At 72.2% G+C, this 23,644-nt stretch carries 30 protein-coding genes; 12 read left to right on the top strand and 18 right to left on the bottom strand.

The genetic code is table 11. From position 1 onward, the window contains the following. Positions 1-17 precede the first annotated feature (17 nt). Both ACZ7G1_RS29910 and ACZ7G1_RS29905 read left to right on the top strand, forming a co-directional pair. The gene (locus tag ACZ7G1_RS29910; RefSeq protein ID WP_470880455.1) at positions 18-434 is read left to right on the top strand and encodes a helix-turn-helix domain-containing protein; all 417 of its coding nucleotides are present in this window, start codon (positions 18-20) and stop codon (positions 432-434) included. Between the two features lie 85 nt (positions 435-519). After that, entirely contained in the window at positions 520-933 is a 414-nt protein-coding gene (locus ACZ7G1_RS29905) for a VOC family protein (protein WP_470880453.1), read from the top strand. Between the two features lie 9 nt (positions 934-942). On the opposite strand, the gene ACZ7G1_RS29900 is transcribed toward ACZ7G1_RS29905, so the two are convergent. Next, positions 943-1,245 (bottom strand): hypothetical protein, encoded by a 303-nt coding sequence (locus tag ACZ7G1_RS29900; protein ID WP_470880452.1) that lies wholly within the window; start codon positions 1,243-1,245, stop codon positions 943-945. Between ACZ7G1_RS29900 and ACZ7G1_RS29895 the strand changes: the two genes are divergently transcribed. The 3 genes from ACZ7G1_RS29895 (at position 1,235) to ACZ7G1_RS29885 (ending at position 4,287) form a co-directional block, all read left to right on the top strand. Continuing rightward, the gene (locus tag ACZ7G1_RS29895; RefSeq protein ID WP_470880450.1) at positions 1,235-1,720 is read left to right on the top strand and encodes a MarR family winged helix-turn-helix transcriptional regulator; all 486 of its coding nucleotides are present in this window, start codon (positions 1,235-1,237) and stop codon (positions 1,718-1,720) included. The genes ACZ7G1_RS29900 and ACZ7G1_RS29895 overlap by 11 nt on opposite strands. Before the next feature lie 146 nt (positions 1,721-1,866). Further along, positions 1,867-3,312 carry an MFS transporter gene (locus ACZ7G1_RS29890; protein WP_470880448.1) on the top strand — a complete coding sequence of 482 codons (1,446 nt, stop codon included), beginning with the start codon at positions 1,867-1,869 and terminating at the stop codon, positions 3,310-3,312. A gap of 21 nt (positions 3,313-3,333) precedes the next feature. Beyond that, positions 3,334-4,287 (top strand): helix-turn-helix transcriptional regulator, encoded by a 954-nt coding sequence (locus ACZ7G1_RS29885; RefSeq protein ID WP_470880446.1) that lies wholly within the window; start codon positions 3,334-3,336, stop codon positions 4,285-4,287. 1 nt (position 4,288) lies between these two features. Here ACZ7G1_RS29885 and ACZ7G1_RS29880 read toward each other — a convergent pair whose 3' ends face one another. Further along, on the bottom strand, positions 4,289-5,533 hold the full coding sequence (locus tag ACZ7G1_RS29880) for a GNAT family N-acetyltransferase (RefSeq protein WP_470880445.1): 1,245 nt from the start codon (positions 5,531-5,533) through the stop codon (positions 4,289-4,291). A gap of 57 nt (positions 5,534-5,590) precedes the next feature. Then, positions 5,591-6,208 carry an RsiG family protein gene (locus tag ACZ7G1_RS29875; protein WP_470880444.1) on the bottom strand — a complete coding sequence of 206 codons (618 nt, stop codon included), beginning with the start codon at positions 6,206-6,208 and terminating at the stop codon, positions 5,591-5,593. Between the two features lie 139 nt (positions 6,209-6,347). Here ACZ7G1_RS29875 and dtd point away from each other — a divergent pair, with 139 nt between their 5' ends. Beyond that, positions 6,348-6,773, top strand: a complete 426-nt coding sequence (gene dtd / locus ACZ7G1_RS29870) for a D-aminoacyl-tRNA deacylase (protein ID WP_470880443.1) — start codon at positions 6,348-6,350, stop codon at positions 6,771-6,773. Positions 6,774-6,811: 38 nt separating this feature from the next. Here dtd and ygfZ read toward each other — a convergent pair whose 3' ends face one another. The 6 genes from ygfZ to ACZ7G1_RS29840 all read right to left on the bottom strand — a co-directional run bounded on the left by ygfZ (position 6,812) and on the right by ACZ7G1_RS29840 (position 11,087). Continuing rightward, positions 6,812-7,777, bottom strand: coding sequence for a CAF17-like 4Fe-4S cluster assembly/insertion protein YgfZ (gene ygfZ / locus ACZ7G1_RS29865; RefSeq protein WP_470880442.1), 966 nt, complete (start codon positions 7,775-7,777; stop codon positions 6,812-6,814). Positions 7,778-7,787: 10 nt separating this feature from the next. Further along, positions 7,788-8,225, bottom strand: a complete 438-nt coding sequence (locus ACZ7G1_RS29860) for a Fur family transcriptional regulator (protein ID WP_470880440.1) — start codon at positions 8,223-8,225, stop codon at positions 7,788-7,790. A 56-nt stretch (positions 8,226-8,281) separates the two neighbouring features. Then, the gene (locus tag ACZ7G1_RS29855) at positions 8,282-8,854 is read right to left on the bottom strand and encodes a heme-binding beta-barrel domain-containing protein (protein ID WP_470880438.1); all 573 of its coding nucleotides are present in this window, start codon (positions 8,852-8,854) and stop codon (positions 8,282-8,284) included. Between the two features lie 228 nt (positions 8,855-9,082). Continuing rightward, complete coding sequence (locus ACZ7G1_RS29850; RefSeq protein WP_470880437.1) at positions 9,083-9,979, bottom strand: hypothetical protein; 897 nt, start codon at positions 9,977-9,979, stop codon at positions 9,083-9,085. Further along, positions 9,976-10,764, bottom strand: a complete 789-nt coding sequence (locus ACZ7G1_RS29845; protein WP_470880435.1) for a hypothetical protein — start codon at positions 10,762-10,764, stop codon at positions 9,976-9,978. The genes ACZ7G1_RS29850 and ACZ7G1_RS29845 overlap by 4 nt, the downstream gene beginning before the upstream one ends. Then, positions 10,761-11,087, bottom strand: a complete 327-nt coding sequence (locus ACZ7G1_RS29840; protein WP_470880433.1) for a hypothetical protein — start codon at positions 11,085-11,087, stop codon at positions 10,761-10,763. Before ACZ7G1_RS29840 ends, ACZ7G1_RS29845 begins: the two co-directional genes overlap by 4 nt. A 623-nt stretch (positions 11,088-11,710) precedes the next feature. Between ACZ7G1_RS29840 and ACZ7G1_RS29835 the strand changes: the two genes are divergently transcribed. After that, on the top strand, positions 11,711-12,073 hold the full coding sequence (locus tag ACZ7G1_RS29835) for a DsrE family protein (RefSeq protein ID WP_470880431.1): 363 nt from the start codon (positions 11,711-11,713) through the stop codon (positions 12,071-12,073). A 34-nt stretch (positions 12,074-12,107) separates the two neighbouring features. On the opposite strand, the gene ACZ7G1_RS29830 is transcribed toward ACZ7G1_RS29835, so the two are convergent. The 8 genes from ACZ7G1_RS29830 to ACZ7G1_RS29795 form a co-directional block, all read right to left on the bottom strand. Further along, positions 12,108-12,374, bottom strand: coding sequence for a DUF3099 domain-containing protein (locus ACZ7G1_RS29830; protein WP_470880429.1), 267 nt, complete (start codon positions 12,372-12,374; stop codon positions 12,108-12,110). A gap of 108 nt (positions 12,375-12,482) precedes the next feature. After that, a complete protein-coding gene (locus ACZ7G1_RS29825) occupies positions 12,483-12,773 on the bottom strand; it encodes a DUF1416 domain-containing protein (RefSeq protein ID WP_470880428.1) in 291 nt (96 codons plus the stop codon). Positions 12,774-12,805: 32 nt separating this feature from the next. Then, positions 12,806-13,645, bottom strand: a complete 840-nt coding sequence (locus ACZ7G1_RS29820) for a sulfurtransferase (RefSeq protein WP_470880426.1) — start codon at positions 13,643-13,645, stop codon at positions 12,806-12,808. Positions 13,646-13,817: 172 nt separating this feature from the next. Beyond that, positions 13,818-13,898, bottom strand: coding sequence for a putative leader peptide (locus tag ACZ7G1_RS29815; protein ID WP_350497993.1), 81 nt, complete (start codon positions 13,896-13,898; stop codon positions 13,818-13,820). A 196-nt stretch (positions 13,899-14,094) separates the two neighbouring features. After that, positions 14,095-14,784, bottom strand: a complete 690-nt coding sequence (locus tag ACZ7G1_RS29810; RefSeq protein WP_470880424.1) for an LmeA family phospholipid-binding protein — start codon at positions 14,782-14,784, stop codon at positions 14,095-14,097. A gap of 155 nt (positions 14,785-14,939) precedes the next feature. After that, the gene (locus ACZ7G1_RS29805) at positions 14,940-16,106 is read right to left on the bottom strand and encodes a hypothetical protein (RefSeq protein ID WP_470880422.1); all 1,167 of its coding nucleotides are present in this window, start codon (positions 16,104-16,106) and stop codon (positions 14,940-14,942) included. Between the two features lie 10 nt (positions 16,107-16,116). Then, positions 16,117-16,371: a MoaD/ThiS family protein gene (locus ACZ7G1_RS29800; protein ID WP_470880420.1), complete on the bottom strand. Its 255-nt coding sequence runs from the start codon at positions 16,369-16,371 to the stop codon at positions 16,117-16,119. Between the two features lie 45 nt (positions 16,372-16,416). Next, positions 16,417-17,250, bottom strand: coding sequence for an alpha/beta hydrolase (locus ACZ7G1_RS29795; RefSeq protein ID WP_470880418.1), 834 nt, complete (start codon positions 17,248-17,250; stop codon positions 16,417-16,419). A gap of 216 nt (positions 17,251-17,466) precedes the next feature. Here ACZ7G1_RS29795 and ACZ7G1_RS29790 point away from each other — a divergent pair, with 216 nt between their 5' ends. The 5 genes from ACZ7G1_RS29790 to ACZ7G1_RS29770 all read left to right on the top strand — a co-directional run bounded on the left by ACZ7G1_RS29790 (position 17,467) and on the right by ACZ7G1_RS29770 (position 22,728). Then, positions 17,467-18,276, top strand: coding sequence for a response regulator transcription factor (locus tag ACZ7G1_RS29790; RefSeq protein ID WP_470880417.1), 810 nt, complete (start codon positions 17,467-17,469; stop codon positions 18,274-18,276). A gap of 24 nt (positions 18,277-18,300) precedes the next feature. Beyond that, on the top strand, positions 18,301-19,326 hold the full coding sequence (locus tag ACZ7G1_RS29785) for a LacI family DNA-binding transcriptional regulator (RefSeq protein ID WP_470880415.1): 1,026 nt from the start codon (positions 18,301-18,303) through the stop codon (positions 19,324-19,326). A gap of 116 nt (positions 19,327-19,442) precedes the next feature. After that, a complete protein-coding gene (locus ACZ7G1_RS29780) occupies positions 19,443-20,501 on the top strand; it encodes a S1C family serine protease (RefSeq protein ID WP_470880413.1) in 1,059 nt (352 codons plus the stop codon). Positions 20,502-20,548: 47 nt separating this feature from the next. Continuing rightward, on the top strand, positions 20,549-21,277 hold the full coding sequence (locus ACZ7G1_RS29775) for a response regulator transcription factor (RefSeq protein ID WP_470880507.1): 729 nt from the start codon (positions 20,549-20,551) through the stop codon (positions 21,275-21,277). After that, positions 21,274-22,728, top strand: coding sequence for a sensor histidine kinase (locus tag ACZ7G1_RS29770; protein ID WP_470880412.1), 1,455 nt, complete (start codon positions 21,274-21,276; stop codon positions 22,726-22,728). The genes ACZ7G1_RS29775 and ACZ7G1_RS29770 overlap by 4 nt, the downstream gene beginning before the upstream one ends. Here ACZ7G1_RS29770 and ACZ7G1_RS29765 read toward each other — a convergent pair. Next, entirely contained in the window at positions 22,693-23,544 is an 852-nt protein-coding gene (locus tag ACZ7G1_RS29765) for a phosphatidylinositol-specific phospholipase C (protein WP_470880410.1), read from the bottom strand. The genes ACZ7G1_RS29770 and ACZ7G1_RS29765 overlap by 36 nt on opposite strands. Between the last annotated feature and the right edge of the window lie 100 nt (positions 23,545-23,644).

Genomic DNA, 23,644 nt, shown 5'->3' with positions numbered 1-23,644 from the left:
CGTGCGATGCTGATGGGGTGACGCTTGAGGACCTGATAAGGCTGCGGCGGGCGCGGGACACGATGGACCGCGACTACGCGTCGCCGCTCGACGTGCCGGCCCTCGCGCGGGTCGCCCTGATGTCCACGGGGCACTTCACGCGCAGCTTCCGGGCGGCGTACGGGGAGACCCCGTACAGCTATCTGATGACGCGGCGGGTCGAGCGCGCGAAGGCGCTGCTGCGGCGGGGCGACCTGAGCGTGACCGAGGTCTGCTTCGCGGTGGGCTGTACGTCGCTGGGGTCCTTCAGCTCCCGGTTCACCGAGCTCGTGGGCGAGACGCCCAGCGCCTACCGGGCCCGCCGGCACGAGACCGGGGCCGCGATCCCGGCGTGCGTGGCCAAGATCCTCACCCGGCCGGTGCGCCACGGGGCGCGCCTCGGACACACCGCCTGACGCGGTCCGGCGAACCGACGCGGCTCCGGCGAACCGGTCAGGATCCGAGAAGCGGAATCCGCCGGGGCGTTTTAGGTTCGACGACATGAACGTCAAACTCTCGCAGTGCTTCATCGCCGTCGACGACCACGACAAGTCGCTCGCCTTCTACCGCGACGCCCTGGGCCTCGAGGTCCGCAACGACGTCGGGTTCGAGGGCATGCGCTGGGTGACGGTCGGCTCGCCCGAACAGCCGGACGTCGAGATCGTCCTCGAACCGCCGCTGGCCGACCCGAACGCCTCCCCCGCCGACCGGCAGGCCGTGGCGGAACTGCTCGCCAAGGGCATGCTGCGCGGCGTGATCTTCGCGACCGACGACGTCGACACCACCTTCGAGAAGATCCGCGCCGCCGGCGGCGAGGTCCTCCAGGAGCCCGTCGACCAGCCCTACGGCGTCCGCGACTGCGCCTTCCGCGACCCCTCCGGCAACATGGTCCGCTTCACCCAGCCCCGCACCTGACCCACCCCCCTACGCCGCGCTCCCCGCCCACGCGAGGAGCGCGGCGTAGTCGTTCCCCCCGAGCCCCCGCCGCGCGTCGACCCGATACAACAACGCCGCCCCCGAGTGCCGCTCCGCCACCCACGCCCGGTCCGCCGCCCCGATCTCGTCATCCACCCAAGCGAACGGCCGCCCCGCCGCGTACGGCAGCGCCGCGAGCCGCACCCCCTGCGCGGGATCGAGCCGCGCGAGCAGCGACCCCGCAGGACTCGTTCGGTTGTCGATAATCCGGAACGGATCGATGGTGGGTACGCTGGGGGGTATGACGGCCATGGCACCCACGCGCACCGAACCGGATCTGTCGTATCTGCTGGACCACACGAGTCATGTGTTGAGGACGCGGATGGCGGCGGAGTTGGGGGGGATCGGGCTGACGGCGCGGATGCACTGTGTGTTGGTGCACGCGTTGGAGGAGGAGCGGACGCAGGCGCAGTTGGCGGAGATCGGGGACATGGACAAGACGACGATGGTGGTGACGGTCGACGCGCTGGAGAAGGCGGGGCTGGCGGAGCGGCGGCCGTCGAGTACGGACCGGCGGGCGCGGATCATCGCGGTGACGGAGGAGGGGGCGAAGGTGGCGCGGGAGAGCCAGAGGATCGTCGACGGGGTGCACGAGAGCGCGCTCGGGTCGCTGCCGGAGGAGGAGCGGACAGTCCTGGTCCGTGCGTTGAACCGGCTCGCGACCGGTCATCTGGAGACGCCCGTCGAGGGCCCGAGGCCGGCGCGGAGGGCGCGGCAGCGGGGATGACGGAAGGTTCGAGCGGGGCCCGGTCGCCTGGAGCGGCCGGGCCCGACGTATGTCAGGACCCGAGGTACTCCCGTAAAAAATAGTCTGCAACAAAACCTTCTGTTAATGTCTCTCCTGTTGCCTCCCTCGGACAGGAGAGACCCGCCATGCCCAGCCCTGCCACCACCACCCCCTCCCGCCGCCTCGCTCTCGGCGCCCTCGCCACCGGAATGCTGATGACCGTCCTCGACGGCAGCATCGTCACCGTGGCGATGCCCGCGATGCAGGACGACCTCGGCTTCACGCCCGTCGGGCTGAGCTGGGTCGTGAACGCCTATCTGATCGCGTTCGGTTCGCTGCTGCTGCTCGCCGGAAGACTGGGCGATCTGATCGGACGGAAGCGGATGTTCCTCGGAGGGACGGCGGTGTTCACGGCCGCGTCGCTGCTCGCCGGTGTCGCCGCGTCGCCCGGCGTGCTGATCGCCGCGAGGTTCCTGCAGGGCGTGGGCAGCGCGATGGCCTCGGCGGTGAGCCTCGGCATCCTCGTCACCCTGTTCACGGAGCCGCGCGAACGCGCCAAGGCCATCGCGGTGTTCAGCTTCACCGGCGCCGCGGGCGCCTCGATCGGCCAGGTCCTCGGCGGAGTGCTCACCGACGCCCTCACCTGGAACTGGATCTTCATCATCAACCTGCCCATCGGCGCCGCGACCCTCCTCGTCGCCCTGCGGGCACTGCCCGCGGACCAGGGGCTCGGCTTCCGGGCCGGCGCGGACGTCCTCGGCGCCCTGCTCGTCACCTCGGGCCTGATGGCCGGGATCTACGCGGTCGTCAAGATCGAGGAGTACGGGGCCGGTTCGGCGCACACCCTGGGCCTCGGCGGCCTCGCGCTCGCCCTGCTCGCCGGCTTCCTGATCCGGCAGGCCCGGACCGCGAACCCGCTCATGCCGCTGCGCATCCTCCGCTCGCGCAGCGTCGCCGGGGCCAACCTCGTGCAGATGCTGATGGTCGCCGCGCTGTTCTCCTTCCAGATCCTCGTCGCGCTCTACCTGCAGAAGGTCCTCGGGTACGGGGCCGCCGAGACGGGCCTCGCGATGCTGCCGGCCGCCGCGGTCATCGGAGTCGTCTCGCTCGGGGTGTCGACGCGGCTGATCGCCCGGTTCGGCGAGCGGAACGTGCTGCTCGCCGGGATCGTGATGCTCGTCGGCGTCCTCGGCCTGCTGGCCCGCGTGCCCGTCCACGCCTCCTACGCCACCGACCTGCTGCCCGTGATGCTGCTCGCCGCCGGCTTCGGACTCGCGCTGCCCGCCCTCACCTCGCTCGCCATGTCGGGCGCCGACGAGGCGGACGCGGGCCTCGCCTCCGGCCTCTTCAACACCACCCAGCAGATCGGCATGGCCGTCGGCGTCGCCGTCCTCTCCACCCTCGCCGCCACCCGCACCGAGTCCCTCACCACCGCCGGCCGCCCCGCCGCCGAGGCCCTCACCGGCGGCTTCCACCTCGCCTTCGCGGTCGGCACGGGCCTGCTCCTGATCGCCCTGGCCGTCGCCGCGACCGTCCTGCGCCCGGCCACCGCCCGCGCACGGCGGAGCCCGAAGATGACCATGGCGGCCTGAGAGCCGGATGACAATGGCGGCATGAGAGCCGATCGACTCGTCGCCGCCCTGCTCTTCCTCCAGACCAGGCAGCGGGTCACCGCGGCCGAACTCGCCGCCGAACTGGACGTGTCCGAACGGACCGCCCGCCGGGACCTCGAAGCGCTCGCGAGCGCCGGGGTCCCGGTCTATTCACAGGCCGGCCAGGGCGGCGGCTGGTCGCTCGTCGGCGGCGCCCGTACCGACCTGACCGGTCTGACCGCCCCCGAGATCCGCGAACTGTTCCTGCTCACCGGGCCCGACGCCGACACGAGCCCGCGGACCAGGACCGCGCTGCGGAAGCTCGTACGGGCCCTCCCCGCACCGCTCAGGGACGGCGCGGAGGCCGCGGCCCGCGCCGGGGTCGCCGACGGCACGGACTGGACGGGCGCGGACACCGAGGAGCCGCTGCTCGGCGCGGTGCAGCGGGCCGTGATCGAGGGGCGCGAGCTGAGGATCGGGTACGCAAGGCCGGGCAGGGACCCGCACGAGCGGATCGTCGGCCCGCTCGGGATCGCCGCGAAGGCAGGCGTCCGCTATCTCGTCGCCGACACCGAACGCGGCCTGCGCACCTTCCGCGTCGGCCGCGTCACCTCCGTCGCCGAGACCGGCGCCCCCGTCGTACGGCCCGAGGGCTTCGACCTCGCCACCGCCTGGCGCACCCTCGCCGCCCGCATGGAGGACCGGATGGTCGCCGCGACCGTACGGGGAAGGGCGGCGCCCGGCACCGAGACCGTCCTCGAAGGCCTCCTCGGCGGGCGCATACGGTACGGGGAACGGGACCGGGACGGCTGGACCGCCATCGAGGCCCACGGCCCCTCCCCCGAGGTGATCGCCGCCCAGCTCGCCGGCCTCGGCGCCCGCGTCGAACTCCACGACCCGCCCGAGGCCCGCACCGCCCTCGCCCGCATCGGCGCCGAACTCACCGCGCTGTACGGCCCCGCGACCGCCTCGTGAATCAGAAGATGTCCGGCGAGAACGGCCTCAGCGGCGTGCGGAACAGCAGCTCCGCGCGGACCGCGGCGCCCGCCGTCGCCTCCTCGACGCGCCCGAGGCGGGCCAGCCGCACGGCCGACTCGTCACCGAAGACGAGCGGGGCCAACTCGGCGACGTCGAGGGCGAGATCGGCCGGCTCGGAGGTGCGGACACAGGACGCGCCCGCCGGGGAGGCGTCGAGCCGGAAGCGGCCGCCGGCGAGCCCGTCGGCGTCCCGCACGTCGAGGACGAGACCGTCCGCCACCGGGTACGTCCGGCTCTCCAGGACCCGGACGACGTCGAGGACCCGGACCCACAGCATGTCGACGTACGTCAGCGTCCGCGCCGCGCGCGGGTCGGGCAGCAGCAGCGGCAGCGGGTCGTCGGGCGCGCGGTAGCCGGTGCGGACCGTGGCGATCCAGTCGATCGAGCAGAGGTAGTGCCACAGCGCGCGCTCGGCGGCCGGCGTGACGGCGATCAGGTCCCGCACGGTCGCCGTGTTCACCGGCTGCTTGGCGTCGTCCCACTTGTCGTCGGCGCCGTAGGCCACGTACCCCTCGACCTCGCCGGACTCCGACCGGTACATCGCGTAGTACGGCTCGCGCCACGGCTCGCTCTGATGACCCAGACCGGTGCCGACCTCCCAGCCGCGCGTGTCACGGTTCGTCATGCCCGCCCGGACGCCCGCGAGCCGGCGGTACACCTCGGGGCCCGTCTTGCGGATCTCCTCGGCGTCCGTCAGGTCGATCCGGCCGCCGTCCTCCGGGCGCCCCGACCGGCGCGGGTCGAGCCCCGCCCTGCGCACGTCCACGCTCCACTCGGCGGCCCAGCTCGCCGGGCCGAAGCCGTACCGGCCGTAGATCGGGTACTCGGCGGCGATCAGGGTCGCGATCGCGTCCCCGCGCTCCTTCGCGGCGGCGAGGTCCTCGGCCATCATCCGGCTGAGCAGCCCGCGCCTGCGGTGCGTCGGGGAGACCGTCACCTGGGTGATCGCGTCGGCCGTCAGACTGCCGCCGCCGACCGTGCTGACCTCCTGCCGGAACGAACGGAAGGTGGCGACGATCCGGTCCCGGTCGAAGGCCCCAAGGGTCCGCCCGAGGTCCGCGTGCGCCAGCCGGTCCGCGGCCTCCGCCTCCGACACCACGGGCGGCCGGAGGAACCCGGTCCGCAGGGCCCGCTGCCAGTCGGGGAACTCGGATTCCGTCACCGTACGCACGTCGACCGTCATCCTCCGACCCTAAGCACGCGCCCGGCACCCCGCACCCGAGTTTCCCCGGGGCTCCGCTCAGGCCAGCAGGTCGTCGACCTGGGCCTCGCCGTCGCGGTAGCGGCGGGCGATCTCGGCGCTGCAGTCGTCGGCGGTCCGCTGGAGGTGGTGGCGGCGGCGCGAGATCTGCTGCTCGTACCCCGCGAGGCGGCCCATCGCCGCGTGCAGCTCGTCGTCCGTGCGGGCCGTCAGGTCCGAGAGCTCGACCTCCGACAGCATCTCGGCCGCCAGCCGCCGGTACTCCTCGCCGCGCGGCGTCGACAGCGTCACGTGCCGGGCCGACGTGCGGTGCCGCGACGGCACGTCGGCGAGGATCTCCGACAGCCGGTCGAGGACCGGGGCCTCCGGATCGGTCCGCCGCGCCAGCTCCGCCCGCAGGATGTCGATCCGCCCCTGGAGCATCCGCCGCACATAGCTCAGGTCCGCCTCGTCGCTCTGCGCCTCGCGGCGCAGCGTGCGCAGCTCGGGCAGCCGCAGCGCGCCGAGGTCGGGCCGCGGGCCGTCCGGCAGCGCGGTCTCGGTCCGCTGAACGGGTGGGCGCGTCACGGGACCTCCGCCCGGTCCTCCGCCCGGAAATCCGGAGCGGATCAGCGGTACGGGTCCGGACGGCGTCGGCCCGGTGCCAGGTGCACTCATGAGAATCGTCCCCTCGACCGGTGCGGAGCCGCACCGCCTCTCACGCATGGTGCCACTCCTGCACGCGCGCGTGCAGGCGCTCTGCACCCGTTCGGCCCCTCGTCCTTCGGACGGCGGGCCGCTCGGTAGGTTGGTGCGCATGCGAGCAGTGGTGCAGAGGGTCGACGGCGCGAGCGTCGTCGTCGCAGGGGAGACCGTCGGAGAGATCTCCGGCGAAGGGCTGTGCGTGCTGGTCGGGGTGACCCACGACGACACCCCGGAGAAGGCCGCCCAATTGGCCAGAAAGCTCTGGTCCGTCCGGGTACTGGACGGCGAGAAGTCGTGCTCCGACGTGAACGCGCCGCTTCTCGTCATCTCCCAGTTCACGCTCTACGGCGACGCCCGCAAGGGCCGCCGCCCCACCTGGAACGCCGCCGCCCCCGGCCCGGTCGCCGAGCCCCTCGTCGACGAGGTCGTCGCCCAGCTGCGGCAGCTGGGCGCGCACGTGGAGACGGGCCGCTTCGGAGCGGACATGCGCGTCTCGCTCACGAACCACGGCCCGTTCACGGTCCTGCTCGAGGTCTGAGCCTCCGCGGCACCCCGCCCGAGACTCCCGGGGACGGCCTACGGCTCGACGACCGTCTCCTGCGCGGCCGCCGTCGTCCCGGCGATCAGCGGGGCGTCCACCGGGACGTTCCGCTTGACCAGGGCGAGGGCGATGGGGCCCAGCTCGTGGTGGCGGACGGCGGTGGTCACGAAGCCGAGCTGGCGGCCCTCCTCGCCGTCCGCGGCGAGCCGCACGGGCGTGCCGTGCGCGGGCAGCAGCACCTCGCTGCCGTCCAGGTGGAGGAAGACCAGGCGGCGCGGCGGCTTGCCGAGGTTCTGCACCCGGGCGACGGTCTCCTGACCCCGGTAGCAGCCCTTCTGGAGGTGGACGGCGCTGCCGATGAGGCCGAGCTCGTGCGGGATGGTCCGGTGGTCGGTCTCGAAACCGAGCCGGGGCCGGTGGCCCTCGACCCGCAGCGCCTCGTACGCGAGGATGCCGGCGGCCGGAGCGTGCGCGGCGGCGAAGGACTCCAGCTCGGCGCGGGGCAGGAACAGGTCGCGGCCGTGCGCGGTCTCCCGTACGGCGACGCCCTCGGGCGCCTCGGCGACGGACCCGGCCGGGAGGTGGACGACCGCGAAGTCGTCCGTACGGTCGGCGACCTCCACCCGGTAGAAGAACTTCATCGACTCCAGGTACGCGAGGAGCTCCTCGCGCGTGCCCGGCTCGACGTGCGCCCACACCGTCTCGCCGTCGTCGACGAGGTACAGGGCGTGCTCGATGTGGCCGTTCGCGGAGAGGATCAGCGCGTCGGTCGCCCGCCCGGCCGGCAGGTCGGTCATGTACTGGGTGAGGAGCAGGTGCAGCCAGCTCAGCCGGTCGTCGCCGGTGACGGTGACGACACCGCGGTGGGACAGGTCGACGAAACCGTCGCCGGCGGCGAGGGCGCGCTGCTCGCGGAACAGGTCGCCGTAGTGCGCGGCGACACCTTCGTCGCGGCCTTCGGCGGCGACGGCACCGGGCAGGGACAGCAGAGGGCTCTTCATGAAGAAAAGCCTACGACTCGGCGGCCGCGGCCTTCCCGGCGCAGTCCTCGCACCTGCCGAAGATCGCGAAGTGCTTCATGTCCGTCTCGAAGCCGAAGGTCTCCCGGAGCTTCCCGGTGAACTCGGCGGCCACCTCGACGTCCGCCTCGATCACCCGGTCGCAGTCCCGGCACACCAGGTGCAGATGGTGGTGCCGGTCGGCGAGGTGGTACGTCGGGGCTCCGTGACCCAGATGGGCGTGGCTGACCAGGCCGAGCTCCTCAAGGAGCTCCAGCGTCCGGTACACCGTCGAGATGTTCACCCCCGACGCGGTCCTGCGGACCTCCACCAGGATCTCGTCCGGCGTCGCATGCTCCAGGGCGTCGACCGCCTCAAGGACAAGCTGGCGCTGCGGCGTCAGCCGGTAACCCCGCTGCCGCAGGTCGCTCTTCCAGTCGGTGCTCACCACGCCCCCCAGTGTAGGAGGGCGCGGCGCGCCGGGGGCTTCTTGCCGGGGAACGGCTTCTAGCGGAAGAACGCGATGCCGTCGTCGGGCATGTCGGGCAGGTTGCGGGCCATCTCCGCGACCTCTTCCGGCGTGACGACCTTCTTGAGGTGGGCCGACATGTAGGGGCGGAGCGGGACCTCGGGGGTCGCCTTCTCGCCGACCCACATGAGGTCGCTCTTCACGTAGCCGTAGAGGCGCTTGCCGCCGCTGTACGGGCCGGAGGCCGCGGTGCGGGCGACGGCGTCCGTCGCCAGGTCGATCTGCGGCTTCTGGTCGGCGAGCTCGCCGTACCAGACCTCGACGACGCCGTCGTCGCGGACCATGACGACCTCGACCTTGCGGTCCTTGTCGATGCGCCAGAAGCCGCTCTCGCTCTCCAGCGGCTTGACCTTGTTGCCGTCGTTGTCCAGGACCCACGAGTGCGAGTGGTACTCGATGAAGTCCCGGCCGTCGTGGCTGAACGTCACGGTCTGGCCGAAGTTGCACTTCTCGGCGCCGGGGAAGTCGGAGACGCCCGCGCCCTCCCACGTGCCAAGGAGGAACGCGAGGGGGACGAGGCCCGGGTTGAGGTCGGAGGGGATCTCGATCATGAGCAGCTCTGGCGTTCTCTAGAAGTGGTTACCGCTGGCCCTGGTACAGCTTCTTCACGGCGAGACCGGTGAAGGCGAGCACGCCGACACAGACGAGGACAAGCAGAGCTTCGAAGAAAACGATCACGGGATGCTCCTCGGACGAGCGGTGAAGGCAGTAAGGGCCGGACCCCAGCTTAGTAGGCGGGGGCCCGGCCCACTCGGTGAGGTGGGTCTCGGGCGCCGGCGCTACCCCAGCAGCTGGTTCTGCAGCGTGACCGTCTGCTGGAACGGCACCGCGAGCGCCTCCCCCTTCCGCGTCTGCGTGATCAGCGCCAGCGTGTCCCCCGCCTGCACGTAGGCCCACCGGGTCTGCTCGGGCCCGTAGGGCTTCTGCTCCCGGTAGGCGTGCGCGCGCGTCGACGGAACGCCGATGTCGTCCGCGAACGTCTCCGCGTCCACCCGCTCCACACCGTCGGGCAGGGCCGTCGGACCGTCCGTGCTGTCCACCTCCACGGCTCCGCGCAGGTACTCCTCCGCGTACGCCACCGAGCTGAAGCGCAGCAGGTGGACGCTGGTGCGGGTGCCGTCGGGGGTCGTCCACCCGCGGGCGGCGATGTGCCGCAGGGTGGAGTCCGCGAGGGTCTTCCGCAGATCGCCGCGGAACTCCTTCCCGTAGAGCGAGAGGTACGCCTCCGTGGACACGAACCCGCCGTTCAGCTTCGGGTCCGGCGTCGCACCGGCCGGCGCGGGCAGCAGCAGCTCGCGCAGGTCGGCGTAGTGCACCTCGCCGTCGTTGCCGTCGGTGAAGGGACGCGGCTTGTCCGCCGGCAGCGCCGGCAGCTTCAGCCGCGGGTACTCCCAGCGCCCGTCGCTCTCGGTCGCGAGCCCCGGCACGTCCTCCCGGTCCAGCGCGGTGATCCCCATCGCCGTACCGGCGCCCACGCCTCCGCACACGACGACGGCGGCCGTCCAGCGGGCGACGGCCCACAGGACCCGCCGAGACCTGCGCGGAGCCGCGGACACGGCGCCGACGGCGGTCTCGGGCTGCGGCTCGGTCGGCGTGTCGGTCGGCGTGTCGGAAAGCTGCTCGGTCGGCGTCTCGGCCTGCGTCTCGGCCTGCGGCTCGGTCAGTGGCTCGGTCATACGTACTCCCCCGGAGACGCGATGTGGCGGAGCTGCTTCTCGACGAGGTCGGCCACGGCCTTCCGGTCGAAGGGCGGAGACCCGTACGCCCGGACGGTGATCATGAACTCGCCGTCGTACGCGGAGCAGACCATGTCCTGGAGGTCCGGATTCCGCTGGCCGCCCTCGCGCGCCTTGGGCTTCTCGGGCTCGGGCCCCAGGAAGCAGGCGGAGTTCTTCGCGTACTCCTTGATCTTCGGGCCCTTGCGCAGCTCCAGGAGCTCGGAGATCCTCTTCCGGACCTCGAAGAACTTGCGGACGGTGGTCTTGTCCTTCATCCGCAGGATGAGCACCTCGGCCTGGTAGGTGCCCGCGTCGTCGGCGTACGAGCGCATCGCCATGCCCTGGATGCCGAGCCGGTCGACCTCCTTCTCGTAGGCACGGCGCTCCTTGCCGTAGTAGCCGCTGCCCGTCAGCTTCAGCAGGGCCCTGGCCTGCTTCGCCGACACCTCGGCGTCGTTGCCGTAGCCCTCGATGTCCGAGCCGAGGACATGGCCCTCCGGCACCGGCAGGAGCAGCTTGCTCAGCGGCGTCGACGCCAGGCCCCGCTGGAAGCCCTCGGCGGGGTCCTTCGGGGTCGCGCTCGCGCTGGGCCCCGCCCACGCCACCGTGGGCGCGGTCCGGTCGGCGTTCTGAGCGGTGACGGCGGTGTACGCGACCCCGCCGCCGACGGCCCCGAGCACGAGCGCGGAGACCACGACGTTCTTCAGGACCCGGCGGGTGCGGCTCCCTGACTTCTCGCTCACAGGCGCCCCAGCTGCCGCTCGGCCAGAGAGCGGATCTCACTCTCGGCGATCTTGTGTGTGTCGTACAGGATGATCGTGACCGCGATGTCGCCGCGCTGGATGAACGCACGGGCCTCGTACGCGTCCAGGTATCCGGCCTCCCGGCGCACCGGGTAGACGTAGTAGCGGCCGTTCGTGGAGCCCTTCACCTCGTGCCCGAGGGAAGCGGACTTGTCGTCGCTCGCGGCGAGGCGCTGCTGTTCCGTCACGAACTCGAACGCTCCGAGCCGGGAGTCCGCCCGGTACTGCACGAGCTCGACCTGGACCCTCTTGTACTCGCCCACCCGCCACGCGCGCGTGGCGACGCGGCGGACACCCGAGGTGAGCGCGTCCTCGAGCCTCCTGTCGGGCAGGGTGAAGGAATCGGCGTACGCGTCCAGCGGCTGCCACCCGTCCCTCCCGTCGGCCCGCGCCCCCCTTCGGCTTCGGCAGCAGCAGCTTCCGCAGGTCCCCCTGCGCCTTCGACTGCAGGTCCTCCTTCGCGGAGAGCGGCTCCGGCCCCTCGCCCTTGGGCAGCGGCTTGGCCGGGTAGGCGAGGCCGACCTGGTTGAGGGCGGGAAGCGGGGTGGGTTCGCGGTCGGCCTGAATGCGGTAGCCGACGGCGGTGCCCCCGACGACACCGAGCACGGCGGCGACGGCGACGAGCCCGACGGTACGGAGGACACGGCGCCGCGGCCGGACGACGGCGTCGGCCACGGTCTCCTCCATCCCAGGATTCACGACCGGAGCCGCTGCTTCCGGATCGCCCATGCGCTCCGGCGGTGGCGCTGTTCCCTGGTTTGGGATGGTTTCTTCGTTGCTCAAGAGTCCCCCCACGAGACCTGAAGCGCGGATTCCGTCATCCGCGCATCCACCTGACACGCGAGAGGCGCATGGGGTTGCGACGGAGCGCATTACAGTTCGGTATATGGCGAAGAAGCTCGTGATCAAGGTGACCGCAGGGGCCGACGCCCCCGAACGCTGCTCCCAGGCCTTCACGGTGGCCGCCGTCGCCGTCGCCAGCGGCGTCGAGGTCTCCCTCTGGCTGACCGGCGAGTCCTCCTGGTTCGCCCTCCCCGGCCGCGCCGCGGAATTCGACCTCCCGCACGCCGCGCCCCTGCCCGACCTGATCGACTCGATCCTCGCCGCCGGCCGCATCACCCTCTGCACCCAGTGCGCCACCCGCCGACAGATCACCGAGCACGACGTCCTGAACGGCATCCGCATCGCCGGCGCCCAACTCTTCGTCCAGGAAGCCATGACCGACGACACCCAGGCCCTCGTCTACTGACCCCCGACGCACCCCGGGTCCCGCCGGACAGGCCCTAGTCCCGGTCCCGGCGCTTCTTGCCGTCCAGTTCGTCCCACCAGTCGTCGGACTGGGGGTCGCCCGATGGGTCGTCCCACCAGCGGTCGTCGGGGCCGCGGCGGTTGGCGACCATGGCGGCGATGGGGGGGATGACCATGGCGACTACGCACATGCCGATGGCTACGGGCATGGAGAAGAGGCGCACTACAGCCCAGGCGCCCACGAAGAGGACCAGGCAGGCGCCCATCATCCAGAAGTAGACGTGCCGACGCCGCGCGTACACACCTCTAGGGTACGCGCGGAGAGGGCAAGCCGGAGGGCCGTGCCTCGGTCCTGGTGTGGCGTCCAACCCCCCAGGAGGCACGGCCCTCCGGCCGTTCAGTGGTGAACGTCAGACCGCGATGGCGACGTCCGTGAGGCTGCCGGCCTCGGTGACGACGACCTTGCGGTCGGCCTGGGCACCGGGGACGAGGGCGCGGAGGGTCCACTCGCCGGTCGCCGCGTAGAAGCGGAACTGGCCGGTGGCCGAGGTGGGGACCTCGGCGGTGAACTCGCCGGAGCCGTCGAGGAGGCGCACGTAACCGCTGACGGGCTCGCCGTCCTTGGTCACCTGGCCCTGGATGGCCGTCTCACCGAGCTTGAGCGTGCTGACGTCGGGACCGCCGACCTGGGCTCCACACATGTTCGCTGTCCTGTCCTGGGGAAGAAGTGGGGTTACTTGTTGGCGCCGAGCTCGATCGGCACGCCGACGAGGGAGCCGTACTCGGTCCAGGAGCCGTCGTAGTTCTTGACGTTGGAGACCTCGAGCAGCTCGTGCAGGACGAACCAGGTCAGCGCGGAGCGCTCACCGATGCGGCAGTAGGCGATGGTGTCCTTCGCCAGGTCGACCTGCTCGTCCTCGTAGAGGGCCTTGAGCTCGTCGTCCGACTTGAAGGTGCCGTCGTCGTTGGCGTTCTTCGACCACGGGATGTTGCGGGCGCTCGGCACGTGGCCGGGGCGCTGCGACTGCTCCTGCGGGAGGTGCGCCGGGGCGAGCAGCTTGCCGGAGAACTCGTCGGGCGAGCGGACGTCGACCAGGTTCTGGGAGCCGATCGCGGCCACGACGTCGTCGCGGAAGGCGCGGATGGAGGAGTCCTGGGCCTGGGCCGTGTAGGTGGTGGCCGGGCGCTCGGTGACCTCGCTGACGAGCTCGCGGGCGTCGAGCTCCCACTTCTTGCGGCCGCCGTCGAGGAGCTTGACGTCCTGGTGGCCGTAGAGCTTGAAGTACCAGTAGGCGTAGGAGGCGAACCAGTTGTTGTTGCCGCCGTAGAGGACGACCGTGGTGTCGTTGCCGATGCCCTTGGCCGAGAGGAGCTTCTCGAAGCCGGCCTGGTCGACGAAGTCACGGCGGACCGGGTCCTGGAGGTCCTGCGTCCAGTCGATCCGGATGGCGTTGCGGATGTGGTTCTTGTCGAAGATCGACGTGTCCTCGTCGACCTCGACGATGGCGACCTGCGGGTTGTCGAGGTTGGCCTCGACCCAGTCCGCGTCGACCAGTACGTCGCTGCGAGCCATGCTGTTCTCCTCCGGGGCAGTGTGCGGCGGTGTGGTGCGGGTGGTGCGGGTGTGGTGCGGTACGCGTCGTCGCGTGCGTTCGGACATGCGGAAACGTGCGTACGGCTTGCACAGGGCGGCCCTGAACCTCGACGGGGAGGGCCTGAGGAATGGCGGGGGTGGCGAGTCCCGCTCAGACGGAGCGACAGAGCATGGCGGCGACGCGGCACAGGTCTACTGCCCGCCGCTTCGTGAGATCCGCCTGTCGCTTCATGCCCTCGATCGTAGGGACGGACAGGCGGCCGTGTCACCGGTGTGTCGTATTTTGAGACGCGATCGTCCGAGATGCGAGATGGGATCACCGTACGGAGGGGGTGCGGGCGTCTCCGTACCCAGGTGTCCGGCTTCTCCATCTACGGAGCGGACGGCCCCGTCTCACCATGTGGCCAGAGGCCCGTTCCGGGGCGGGCTCAGCCCGCGAGGACGACGTCCTTGCCGGTCACCATGACCGCGAGGCCGTCCGGGCGGGGCTCGACCTTCTCGACCTTCATGCCGGCGATCATGCCGATCGGGCGCTCGAAGTCGGTGCGGGCGCGGACCAGTTCCTCGATGCCGGGGAGGCCCTCGCCGGGCACCTCGTCGGCGCGGACGCGGATCGTGCCGCCGTCGACGACGGTCACGGTGGAGAGGACCGTACGGGTCAGGGTGCGGCCCATGATCCGGACACCGCCGGTCACCTTCACCTTGCCGTTGCCGCCGTAGGCGACGGTGGCGCCCTGGTCGGCCGCTGCGGCGGTCAGGTCCGCGTACGAGATGAGGGCGGTGCCGGAGGCGGTGCCGGCCTTCGCGCCGGCCCAGTCGCCGGTGACGGTCACGTCCCGCAGGACGGCGGTCAGTTCGCCGACCCGGATGCGCTTGGAGCCGGCCGTCGCCTGCACGCCCTTCGCGGTCACGTCGACCTCGTCGAACCGCTTGCCGGCGACCTGGGTGAGGAAGGGGAAGCCCTTGATGTCGACCTCGATCGACTCGCTCGTCGCGGCCGACAGCTTCACCCGGCTCGACGCCTCCGACTCGGCGTAGGCCACGGCGAGACGGTCGATCCCGACGAAGATCCCGCCCAGCACGACGGCCAGGATCAGCAGAATCCGCAGTGCTCGCATGGGATGTGGGTCCCCCCGGTAGAAAGCTTCGGCGTGGCGGACCCGCGACGGCGCGGGAGCCCGGTGCGGAAAGTCCTCGGCCCCCCGACACGAAGATCGACGTGTCGGGGGGCCGGATGGTTCCCGGGGCCGGGGCGGGCCCGGCCGGGCGGGGCTCAGGCCAGGGCGCGGCCGAGCAGGTAGACGGCGGGGACGGCGGCCGTCAGCGGCAGCGCAACCCCGGCGGTCATGTGGACGAAGCGGGACGGGTAGTCGTAGCTCGCCGCCCGCAGGCCGACCAGCGCGCAGACCCCGGCGCCGAGGCCGAGCAGCGCCCCGGAGGTGCCCAGGTCGGTGAGGCCGCCGGCGGCGACTCCCGCGCCGGCCGCCGCGAGCAGCGAGACCACCAGGGAGACCGGGCCGGGCAGCGGCAGCGCGCGGGCGATGACGGCGGCGGCGACGGCGACCCCGCCGACGATCACCGCGTCGGACGCGGCACCGAGGTACCCGGTGGCCACGACGGTCAGCGCGGCCGAGGCGACCGTGGCCATCAGGCCGTACATCCGCTCGTCCGGGTCCGCGTGGCTGCGCAGCTGGAGGACCAGGCAGAGCAGCACCCACGCGCCGAGCGTGCCCAGGATGGCGGGGGCAGCGTTCTCCCGGCCGGTGGCGAGCAGCGCGGCGTCCGCGACCAGTCCGCCCGCGAACGCGAGCGCGATGCCCTGCCGGGCCGGCCACATGCCGTTGAGCCGGAACCAGCCCGCGGCGGTCAGACCCTGGAGCAGCACCAGCGGGACGAGCAGGCCGTACGAACCGAGGGCCGCGCCGCCCGCGAGGAGCAGTCCGAGGACCGCCGTCAGCGCCGCCGGCCGCATGCCGGGCTCGATGATCGGCGACCGGCCCTCGGCCCGCGCCCGCTGCGCGTCGGTGATCCGGGTGTTCCCGGCCGTCGTCGGCGAGGAGTACGAGGGCCCGGCCCCGTCTCCCGCCGCGTCTCCCGTCGCGGGGGCGGGCACGGGGACGGGCGCGGGCGCCTGCTGCGGTTCGCCGTAGTGACCCGCCGGGCCGCCGTGCGAGGCGTACGGCTCGTACGGCTGGGGCTCGGCGTACGAAGGCTGCTCGGCGTACGGCTGCTGCTGGGCGTACGGCTCGTACGGCTGCGGCTCGGCGTAGGGCTGCGGCTGCGGCTGCGCGCCGCCCCGTGCGGCCTCCTCGTAGGAGACGGCCGGCTGGTACTGGGTGTCCCAGGTCTGGCCCTCCCACGTCTGCGTGACGTCGGCGGGGTGCTGGGGGGTGCCGTACGGGTCGTACTGCTGCCCGCCGTAGTACTGGTCGTTGCTCATGGTGTGGGGGTCACCCTCCTGCGAACGGGGGGAGCACTTCGACCGTGCCGCCCTCGGCGAGCCGTACCGTCTCATGGCTCCGGGTCCCGACGGGGTCGCCGTCGACGAGGAACGAGCACCGGCGGAGGACCTGGGTCAGCTCGCCCGGGTGCTTCGCGCGGGCCGCGTCGAGGGCCTCGGCCAGGTTCTCGGCGGCGTACGGCTCCTCGGCGACACCGGCGGCTGCCTTGGCCGCGGCCCAGTAGCGGATGGTTCCCGCTGCCATAGCGGCGCTCCCTTCGTTCGTGTGCGCGCCGCCCCCCATGATGGGCTATGCGCGGGTGAGCCAGTCGCCGAGCCGGGCGAGGAGACCCTCGTCCGCCGCGTTCTCCGCGTGGCCCATGCCGCGCTCCACCCAGAGCTCCGCGTCGCCGGCGCCGGCCAGCATGCGCGGATGGTCGAGCGGGAAGTACGCGTCCCGGTCGCCGTGCACGATCAGCAGGGGGGTCGGCGCGATCAGGGGCACCGCCTCCACCGGGGAGAGGGGTACGGGGTCCCAGGAGCGCCGGTCGATGCGGGTGCCGAAGCCGTAACGGCCGACGAGGCGGCCTGCGGGCCGGGTGACGAGCCAGTGGACGCGGCGCATCGGGGCCGTACCCCGGTAGTACCAGCGGGCGGGCGCGGAGACGGCGGCGACGGCGTCCGGGCCGCTGGGCGTGTCCCGCTCCAGGGCGGCGTGGCGCAGGACGACGGAGCCGCCCATCGAGAAGCCGACCGTCGCCACGCGCGCGTGGCCGAGGTCACGGGCCCAGCGGACGGCGGCGGACAGGTCGAGTACCTCGCGGTCGCCGACGGTGGAGAGGCCGCCGGAGCGGCCGTGGCCCCGGAAGGAGAAGGTGACGACGGAGGCGCCGCGCTCCTGGAGGACGCGGGCCGCGCGGCGGACGGCCGGCCGGTCCGCGGCCCCGGTGAAGCCGTGGGCGAGGACGACGGCCGTACCGGTGACGGCCGAATCGGTGACACTTGCCCATGAGGGTTCGTAAACCGCCTCGATCCGGACACCGTCATCGGTACGCAACATCGCACGCCGCGACATCCGGTGGTGGACGGAAGTGAGCGAGGAAACATCCAGGATGTGAAATCGACCCTCTGCCTCGGAACTCATGTGGGCTATTCTGCTTGCCAGAGGATCCGGGCAACGCAGCCCCCGGGTCCTTTTGTGTTTTCCGACCGTTGTTACGGACGGATGAACAAAAGCTCTCAGGCGCGAGAGAGCCAGCGTGAGCACACATAGACGTCCTCGCAGGGACCGAGGAGGAACCGACGTCATGGACGAGCGAACGACGCACTACCGACCGACGACCCATGTAGGTGGGGAGCGATGAGTTCTCTGCTGCTCCTGACCAACGCCCTCCAGCCGTCGACCGAGGTGCTGCCCGCACTCGGCCTGCTGCTGCACAACGTCCGGGTCGCCCCGGCCGAGGGCCCCGCCCTCGTGGACACCCCCGGCGCGGACGTGATCCTCGTCGACGGCCGGCGCGACCTCCCGCAGGTCCGCTCGCTCTGCCAGCTGCTGCGCTCCACGGGGCCCGGCTGTCCGCTGATCCTCGTCGTCACGGAGGGCGGTCTCGCGGCCGTCACCGCCGACTGGGGCATCGACGACGTCCTGCTCGACACGGCGGGCCCCGCCGAGGTCGAGGCGCGGCTCCGGCTCGCGATGGGCCGCCAGCAGATCGTCTCGGACGACTCCCCGATGGAGATCCGCAACGGCGACCTGTCGGTCGACGAGGCGACGTACAGCGCGAAGCTCAAGGGCCGGGTCCTGGACCTGACCTTCAAGGAGTTCGAGCTCCTCAAGTACCTGGCCCAGCACCCCGGCCGGGTCTTCACCCGCGCCCAGCTCCTCCAGGAGGTGTGGGGATACGACTACTTCGGCGGCACCCGTACGGTCGACGTCCACGTGCGGAGGCTGCGGGCGAAGCTGGGCCCGGAGCACGAGTCGCTGATCGGCACCGTCCGCAACGTCGGCTACCGCTTCGTCACCCCCGAGAAGGTGGAGCGGGCCGCAGAGGAGGCACGCGCGAAGGAAGAGGCCCGTGTGGCGGCCCGCGTCAAGGACGCCACGGGGGATGTCACCCCCATGGCGGACACGAACGTGGCGGATGCCACAGTGCGACCTGCCGGTAGGTAGGTCGCCACGCGTAGACTTCCGCGCGTGGCCAAGGTGACGCGGGATGACGTAGCGCGACTGGCGGGTACTTCTACCGCGGTCGTGAGCTACGTCATCAACAACGGACCCCGGCCGGTCGCCCCGGCCACGCGCGAGCGTGTCCTCGCAGCCATCAAGGAGCTGGGCTACCGCCCCGACCGGGTGGCCCAGGCGATGGCGTCCCGGCGCACGGACCTCATAGGCATGATCGTCCCGGACGCCCGGCAGCCGTTCTTCGCGGAGCTCGCGCACTCGGTCGAGCAGGCCGCCGCCGAGCGCGGGAAGATGGTCCTCGTCGGCAACTCCGACTACCGCACCGAGCGCGAGATCCACTATCTGCGCGCCTTCCTCGGCATGCGGGTCTCCGGACTGATCCTGGTCAGCCAGGGCATGAGCGAGCAGGCCGCGAGCGAGATCGAGGCCTGGGACGCGCGCGTGGTGCTGCTGCACGAGCGGCCCGAGGCCATCGACGACGTCGCCGTCGTGACGGACGACGTCGAGGGCGCCCAGCTCGCCACCCGGCACCTCCTGGACCACGGCCACCCCTATGTCGCCTGCCTCGGCGGCGTCCCGAACACCCCGGCCGTCGGCGACCCGGTCGCCGACCACGTCGAGGGCTGGCGGCGCGCCATGCGGGACGCCGGCCTCTCGACCGAGGGCCGGCTCTTCGAGGCGCCGTACAACCGCTACGACGCCTACCAGGTGGCCCTGAAGCTGCTCGCCGGCCCGGACAGGCCGCCGGCCATCTTCTGCTCCACCGACGACCAGGCCTTCGGCGTCCTGCGGGCCGCCCGCGAACTGCGCATCGAGGTCCCCTCGGAGCTGGCCGTCGCCGGCTTCGACGACGTGAAGGAAGCGGCCCTCACCGACCCGCCCCTCACCACCGTCGCCTCCGACCGCCCCGCCATGGCCCGCGCCGCCGTCGACCTCGTCCTGGACGACTCGCTCCGCGTCGCCGGCTCCCGACGCGAGCGCGTCAAGCTCTTCCCCTCCTCCCTGGTCGTGCGCCGCTCCTGCGGCTGCCACGAGTAGCCCCCCCCCGCTCCCGGGCCCGCCCGAGCCGTCTTTACATCGGGCATACAGGGTTCTGTCGGGCTTCTCAGCCGGTCCTCAGACGGTTCTCATGGAGCGGTCCGAGAGTCGGGGGCATGACGGACTTCCAGCAGCAGCCGCAGCAGCCCTCCTACCCGCCGAGGCCGCCGTACGAGCCGACGCAACCGATCATGACCGAGCCGGGGACGACGATCTGGCCCTCGGGCGGGCAGGTGCCGCCTCCCGTGGAGCCGCCGGTGGCGGTCGCGCCGGCCGGGGCGCCCGGGTCGCGGCGCCGGGCGAAGCGCGGGGTCGGACTGCTCGTGGCGGTGGCCATCGCCGCGGCGGCGGTCGGCGGCGGGACGGCGACGCTGGTCCAGCAGCTGGGGGCCGACGACCCGGCCACGGCCTCGTCGGCGGTGAACGGGACGAACGTGTCGGCGAGCAGCAAGGGCACGGTCGCGGGCGTGGCGGCCGCGGTGTCGCCGTCGATCGTGGAGATCTCCGCCACGTCGAACGCGGGCAAGTCGACCGGCTCGGGCGTGATCATCACGGCGGACGGCGAGATCGTCACCAACAACCACGTGATCTCGGGGGCCTCCTCGGTCACCGTGCGGCTCAGCGACGGGAAGACGTACCAGGCGAAGGTCGTCGGTACGGACCCCGACAAGGATCTGGCGCTGATCAAGCTGGAGGGCGCTTCGGGCCTCAAGGCGGCGACGCTCGGCGACTCGTCGAAGGTGCGGGTCGGCGAGGAGGTCGTGGCGATCGGCTCGCCCGAGGGCCTGACGGGCACCGTCACCAGCGGCATCGTCTCGGCGCTCGACCGGGACGTGACGGTCGCCAAGGACGACGACAGCCGGCAGCAGGAGCAGCAGCAGTACGACCCGCGGCAGGGCTGGCCGTTCGAGTTCGGCGGGCAGCAGTTCAATGGCGACACCGGCTCGTCGAAGACGACGTACAAGGCGATCCAGACCGACGCCTCGCTGAACCCGGGGAATTCCGGCGGCGCGTTGATCAATATGAACGGCGAGATCATCGGAATCAATTCGGCCATGTATTCGCCCAGTTCTTCGAGCGGTTCCACCGCGGGCAGCGTCGGTCTCGGATTCGCGATCCCGGTCGACACGGTGAAGGCCGATCTCGACGCTCTGCGCGCGGGCGGCGGGAACTGACCGCCGAACGGACGGCGTGCGACGCTGATCGCATGACGGGACAGCCCATGACGGGACAGCAGAACGAAGCCGAGCGCATCCTCGTCGTCGACGACGAGCCCGCCGTACGGGAGGCGCTGCGCCGCAGCCTCGCCTTCGAGGGGTACGGGACGGAGGTCGCCGTCGACGGTCTGGACGCGCTCGGCCGGATGGAGGCGTACGCCCCCGACCTCGTCGTCCTCGACATCCAGATGCCCCGCATGGACGGGCTGACGGCGGCCCGCCGCATCCGGGCCTCCGGGTCGACCGTGCCGATCCTGATGCTCACCGCACGGGACACCGTCGGCGACCGGGTCACCGGGCTCGACGCGGGCGCGGACGACTACCTGGTGAAGCCGTTCGAGCTGGACGAACTGTTCGCCCGGATCCGGGCGCTGCTGCGGCGCAGCTCGTACGCCTCGGCCGCGGCGCCGGGTCCCGCCGAGGGCGACGTGCTGTCCTTCGAGGACCTGCGGATGGACCTGGCGACCCGCGAGGTGACGCGGGGCGGGCGGACGGTGGAGCTGACCCGGACCGAGTTCACGCTCCTGGAGATGTTCCTGGCGCATCCGCGGCAGGTGCTGACCCGCGAGCAGATCCTGAAGGCCGTGTGGGGCTTCGACTTCGAGCCGAGTTCCAACTCGCTCGACGTGTACGTGATGTATCTGCGGCGCAAGACCGAGGCCGGCGGCGAGCCGCGCCTGGTCCACACGGTGCGGGGCGTGGGCTACGCGCTGCGCGGAGGAGGCGGGGAGTGACGGAGCACCGGACGGGGCGTCCGCGGGCGCCGCGGCCGCTGGCGTGGTTCCGCTCGCGGCCGCTGCGGTCGCGGCTCGCGCTGCTGACCGCGCTCGCGGTGGCGCTCGCGGTGGCCGGCGTGTCGCTGGCCTGCTGGTTCGTGACCCGGGCGCAGCTGGAGGCGGAGATGGACGCCTCGCTGCGCAGCACCCGACTCGACGCGAACGGCGTGCAGAGCCTCCTTGCGCTGTGCCGGCAGGGCACGACGCCGCCGCCGGTGGCGGGCTCGTACACGGTGCAGGTCATCCTGGCCAACGGCAGCGTCTGCACCTCGGGGAAGGCCGCGATCCCGGCCGGCACGGGCGACCTCGCGGTGGCACGGGGGCAGCTGGAGTACACCCTGCACACGGTGAAGGACGACGCCGGGCGGGAGATGCGGGTCTACACCTACCCGCAGGACGGCCCGATCGGCCTCGCGGTCTCGGTGGCCCGCCCGCTGGCCGAGATCGACAACTCGATGTCCACACTGCGCTGGGTGCTGCTCCTGGTCTCCGGGATCGGTGTCGTCGGCGCGGGCGCGGCCGGACTGTGGGTGGCGCGGACCGGCCTCGAGCCGGTGAACCGGCTGACGGAAGCGGTCGAGCACGTGGCCGCGACGGAGGACCTGACGGTCCGTATCCCGGTCGAGGGCGAGGACGAGATCGCGCGCCTCTCCCGCTCCTTCAACGCGATGACGGCCGCCCTCGCGACCTCCCGCGACCGGCAGGCGCGGCTGATCGCGGACGCGGGCCACGAGCTGCGGACGCCTCTGACCTCGCTGCGGACGAACGTCGAACTCCTGGCGCGCAGCGAGGAGACCGGCCGGGCGATCCCGCCGGACGACCGGCGGGCCCTGATGGCCTCGGTGAAGGCGCAGATGACGGAGCTGGCCGCGCTCATCGGCGACCTCCAGGAGCTGGCCCGCCCCGACACGGTGCGGCCGGGCCCGCTGGAGGTCGTACCGCTGCACGGCATCCTGCGGTCGGCCCTCGACCGGGCGAAACTGCGCGGTCCCGAGCTGACGTTCGTGACGGACCTGGCCCCCTGGTACGTACGGGCGGAGCCGGCGGCGCTGGAACGCGCGCTGGTCAACGTCCTCGACAACGCGGTGAAGTTCTCGCCGCCCCGGGGCGAGGTCGAGGTGACCCTGATGCGGGGCGAGCTCACGGTCCGGGACCACGGGCCCGGGATCTCCCCGGACGAGCTCCCGCACGTCTTCGAACGCTTCTGGCGCTCCCCTTCGGCCCGCAGCCTTCCCGGCTCCGGCCTCGGCCTATCGATCGTGGCGCGTACCGTGCGGCAGGCCGGCGGCACGGTGGCGCTGTCCCCGGCGGAGGGCGGCGGCACGGTGGCCCGGCTGCGCCTGCCGGGGGCACCGACGCCGCCGCCCGAGCTGTCAGTTGTGCCGGAGGAGGGCCTCGACGAGGCCTGAGCGGGTGTTCGGGTAGTCCATCGGGACGATCCCGAGCCCGGTGCGTCCGGCCAGCTCCGCGCTGTCGAGGAAGCCGTGCACCCAGGGGTTGAGCCGGTCGGAGTTCCAGCGCGGCGGCAGGTACGCGGAGGTGCTGACGAAGTTCACGTAGAGCCGGCCGGGCTGTGCGACGGCGGCGCGGAAGTGGGCCTGGATCTTCGGGTACTTGGCGTCGGGCAGCGCGTTCCAGTCGTCCTGGATCGCGAACGCGGGCCCGCCCCAGCGCAGCCCGGGCAGTCCGCCGTTGTCGGCGAGGAGCACGACCCGGCCGCGGGCCTCGCCGAGGAGGGGAAGGGTGTCCCCGATGCGGAAGAGGGAGCGCCAGCCGCGCCGGTCGAGGTAGTCGTCGAAGACGGCCCGGAAGGTGGCGTCCGACTCCTCCGAGTACTCCTGCCTGACCCGCATGAGGACGGTCTCGGAGGGGTGCGCGGCGAGGAAGGCCGCGCAGGCGACGAGGACGTCGCCGAACATCATGTTCTGGTACGAGGCGCCGTGGTGGATCGCGAACGAGCCGCCCGTCACCCGGCACCGTACGTCCAGGAAGCGGATGCCGCTGTCCAGCTGCTGGGCGATGGTCGTGTTCTGGCACTCGCTCCACGCGCCGCCGAACCGGGCTCCCGAGTCGTGCGTCCCGGGGATGGTCAGCCGCCGCAGGTCCGTCCCGTCCCCGTGCGCCCCCATCCATGCCCGTACGTCCACGGCCGAGGCACCGGGCGCCCCGGCGAACAGCGCGGCTCCGGCCCCGAGGGCCCCGAGAAGTAAGCGTCGTCGCTCCATGACCCGGCACTATGTCAGGTCCACATCAACTCCACCAGAAGGCGTACGAAGAAGGGGGCGACGGCCCGCCGAAACGGGTCCGCCGCCCCCTGCTCAGGGG

It is taken from the genome of Streptomyces sp. NPDC037273, assembly GCF_055603625.1.
Note: the sequence above shows the minus strand (reverse complement) of the source record. Positions and strands in the feature narration are given on the sequence as shown.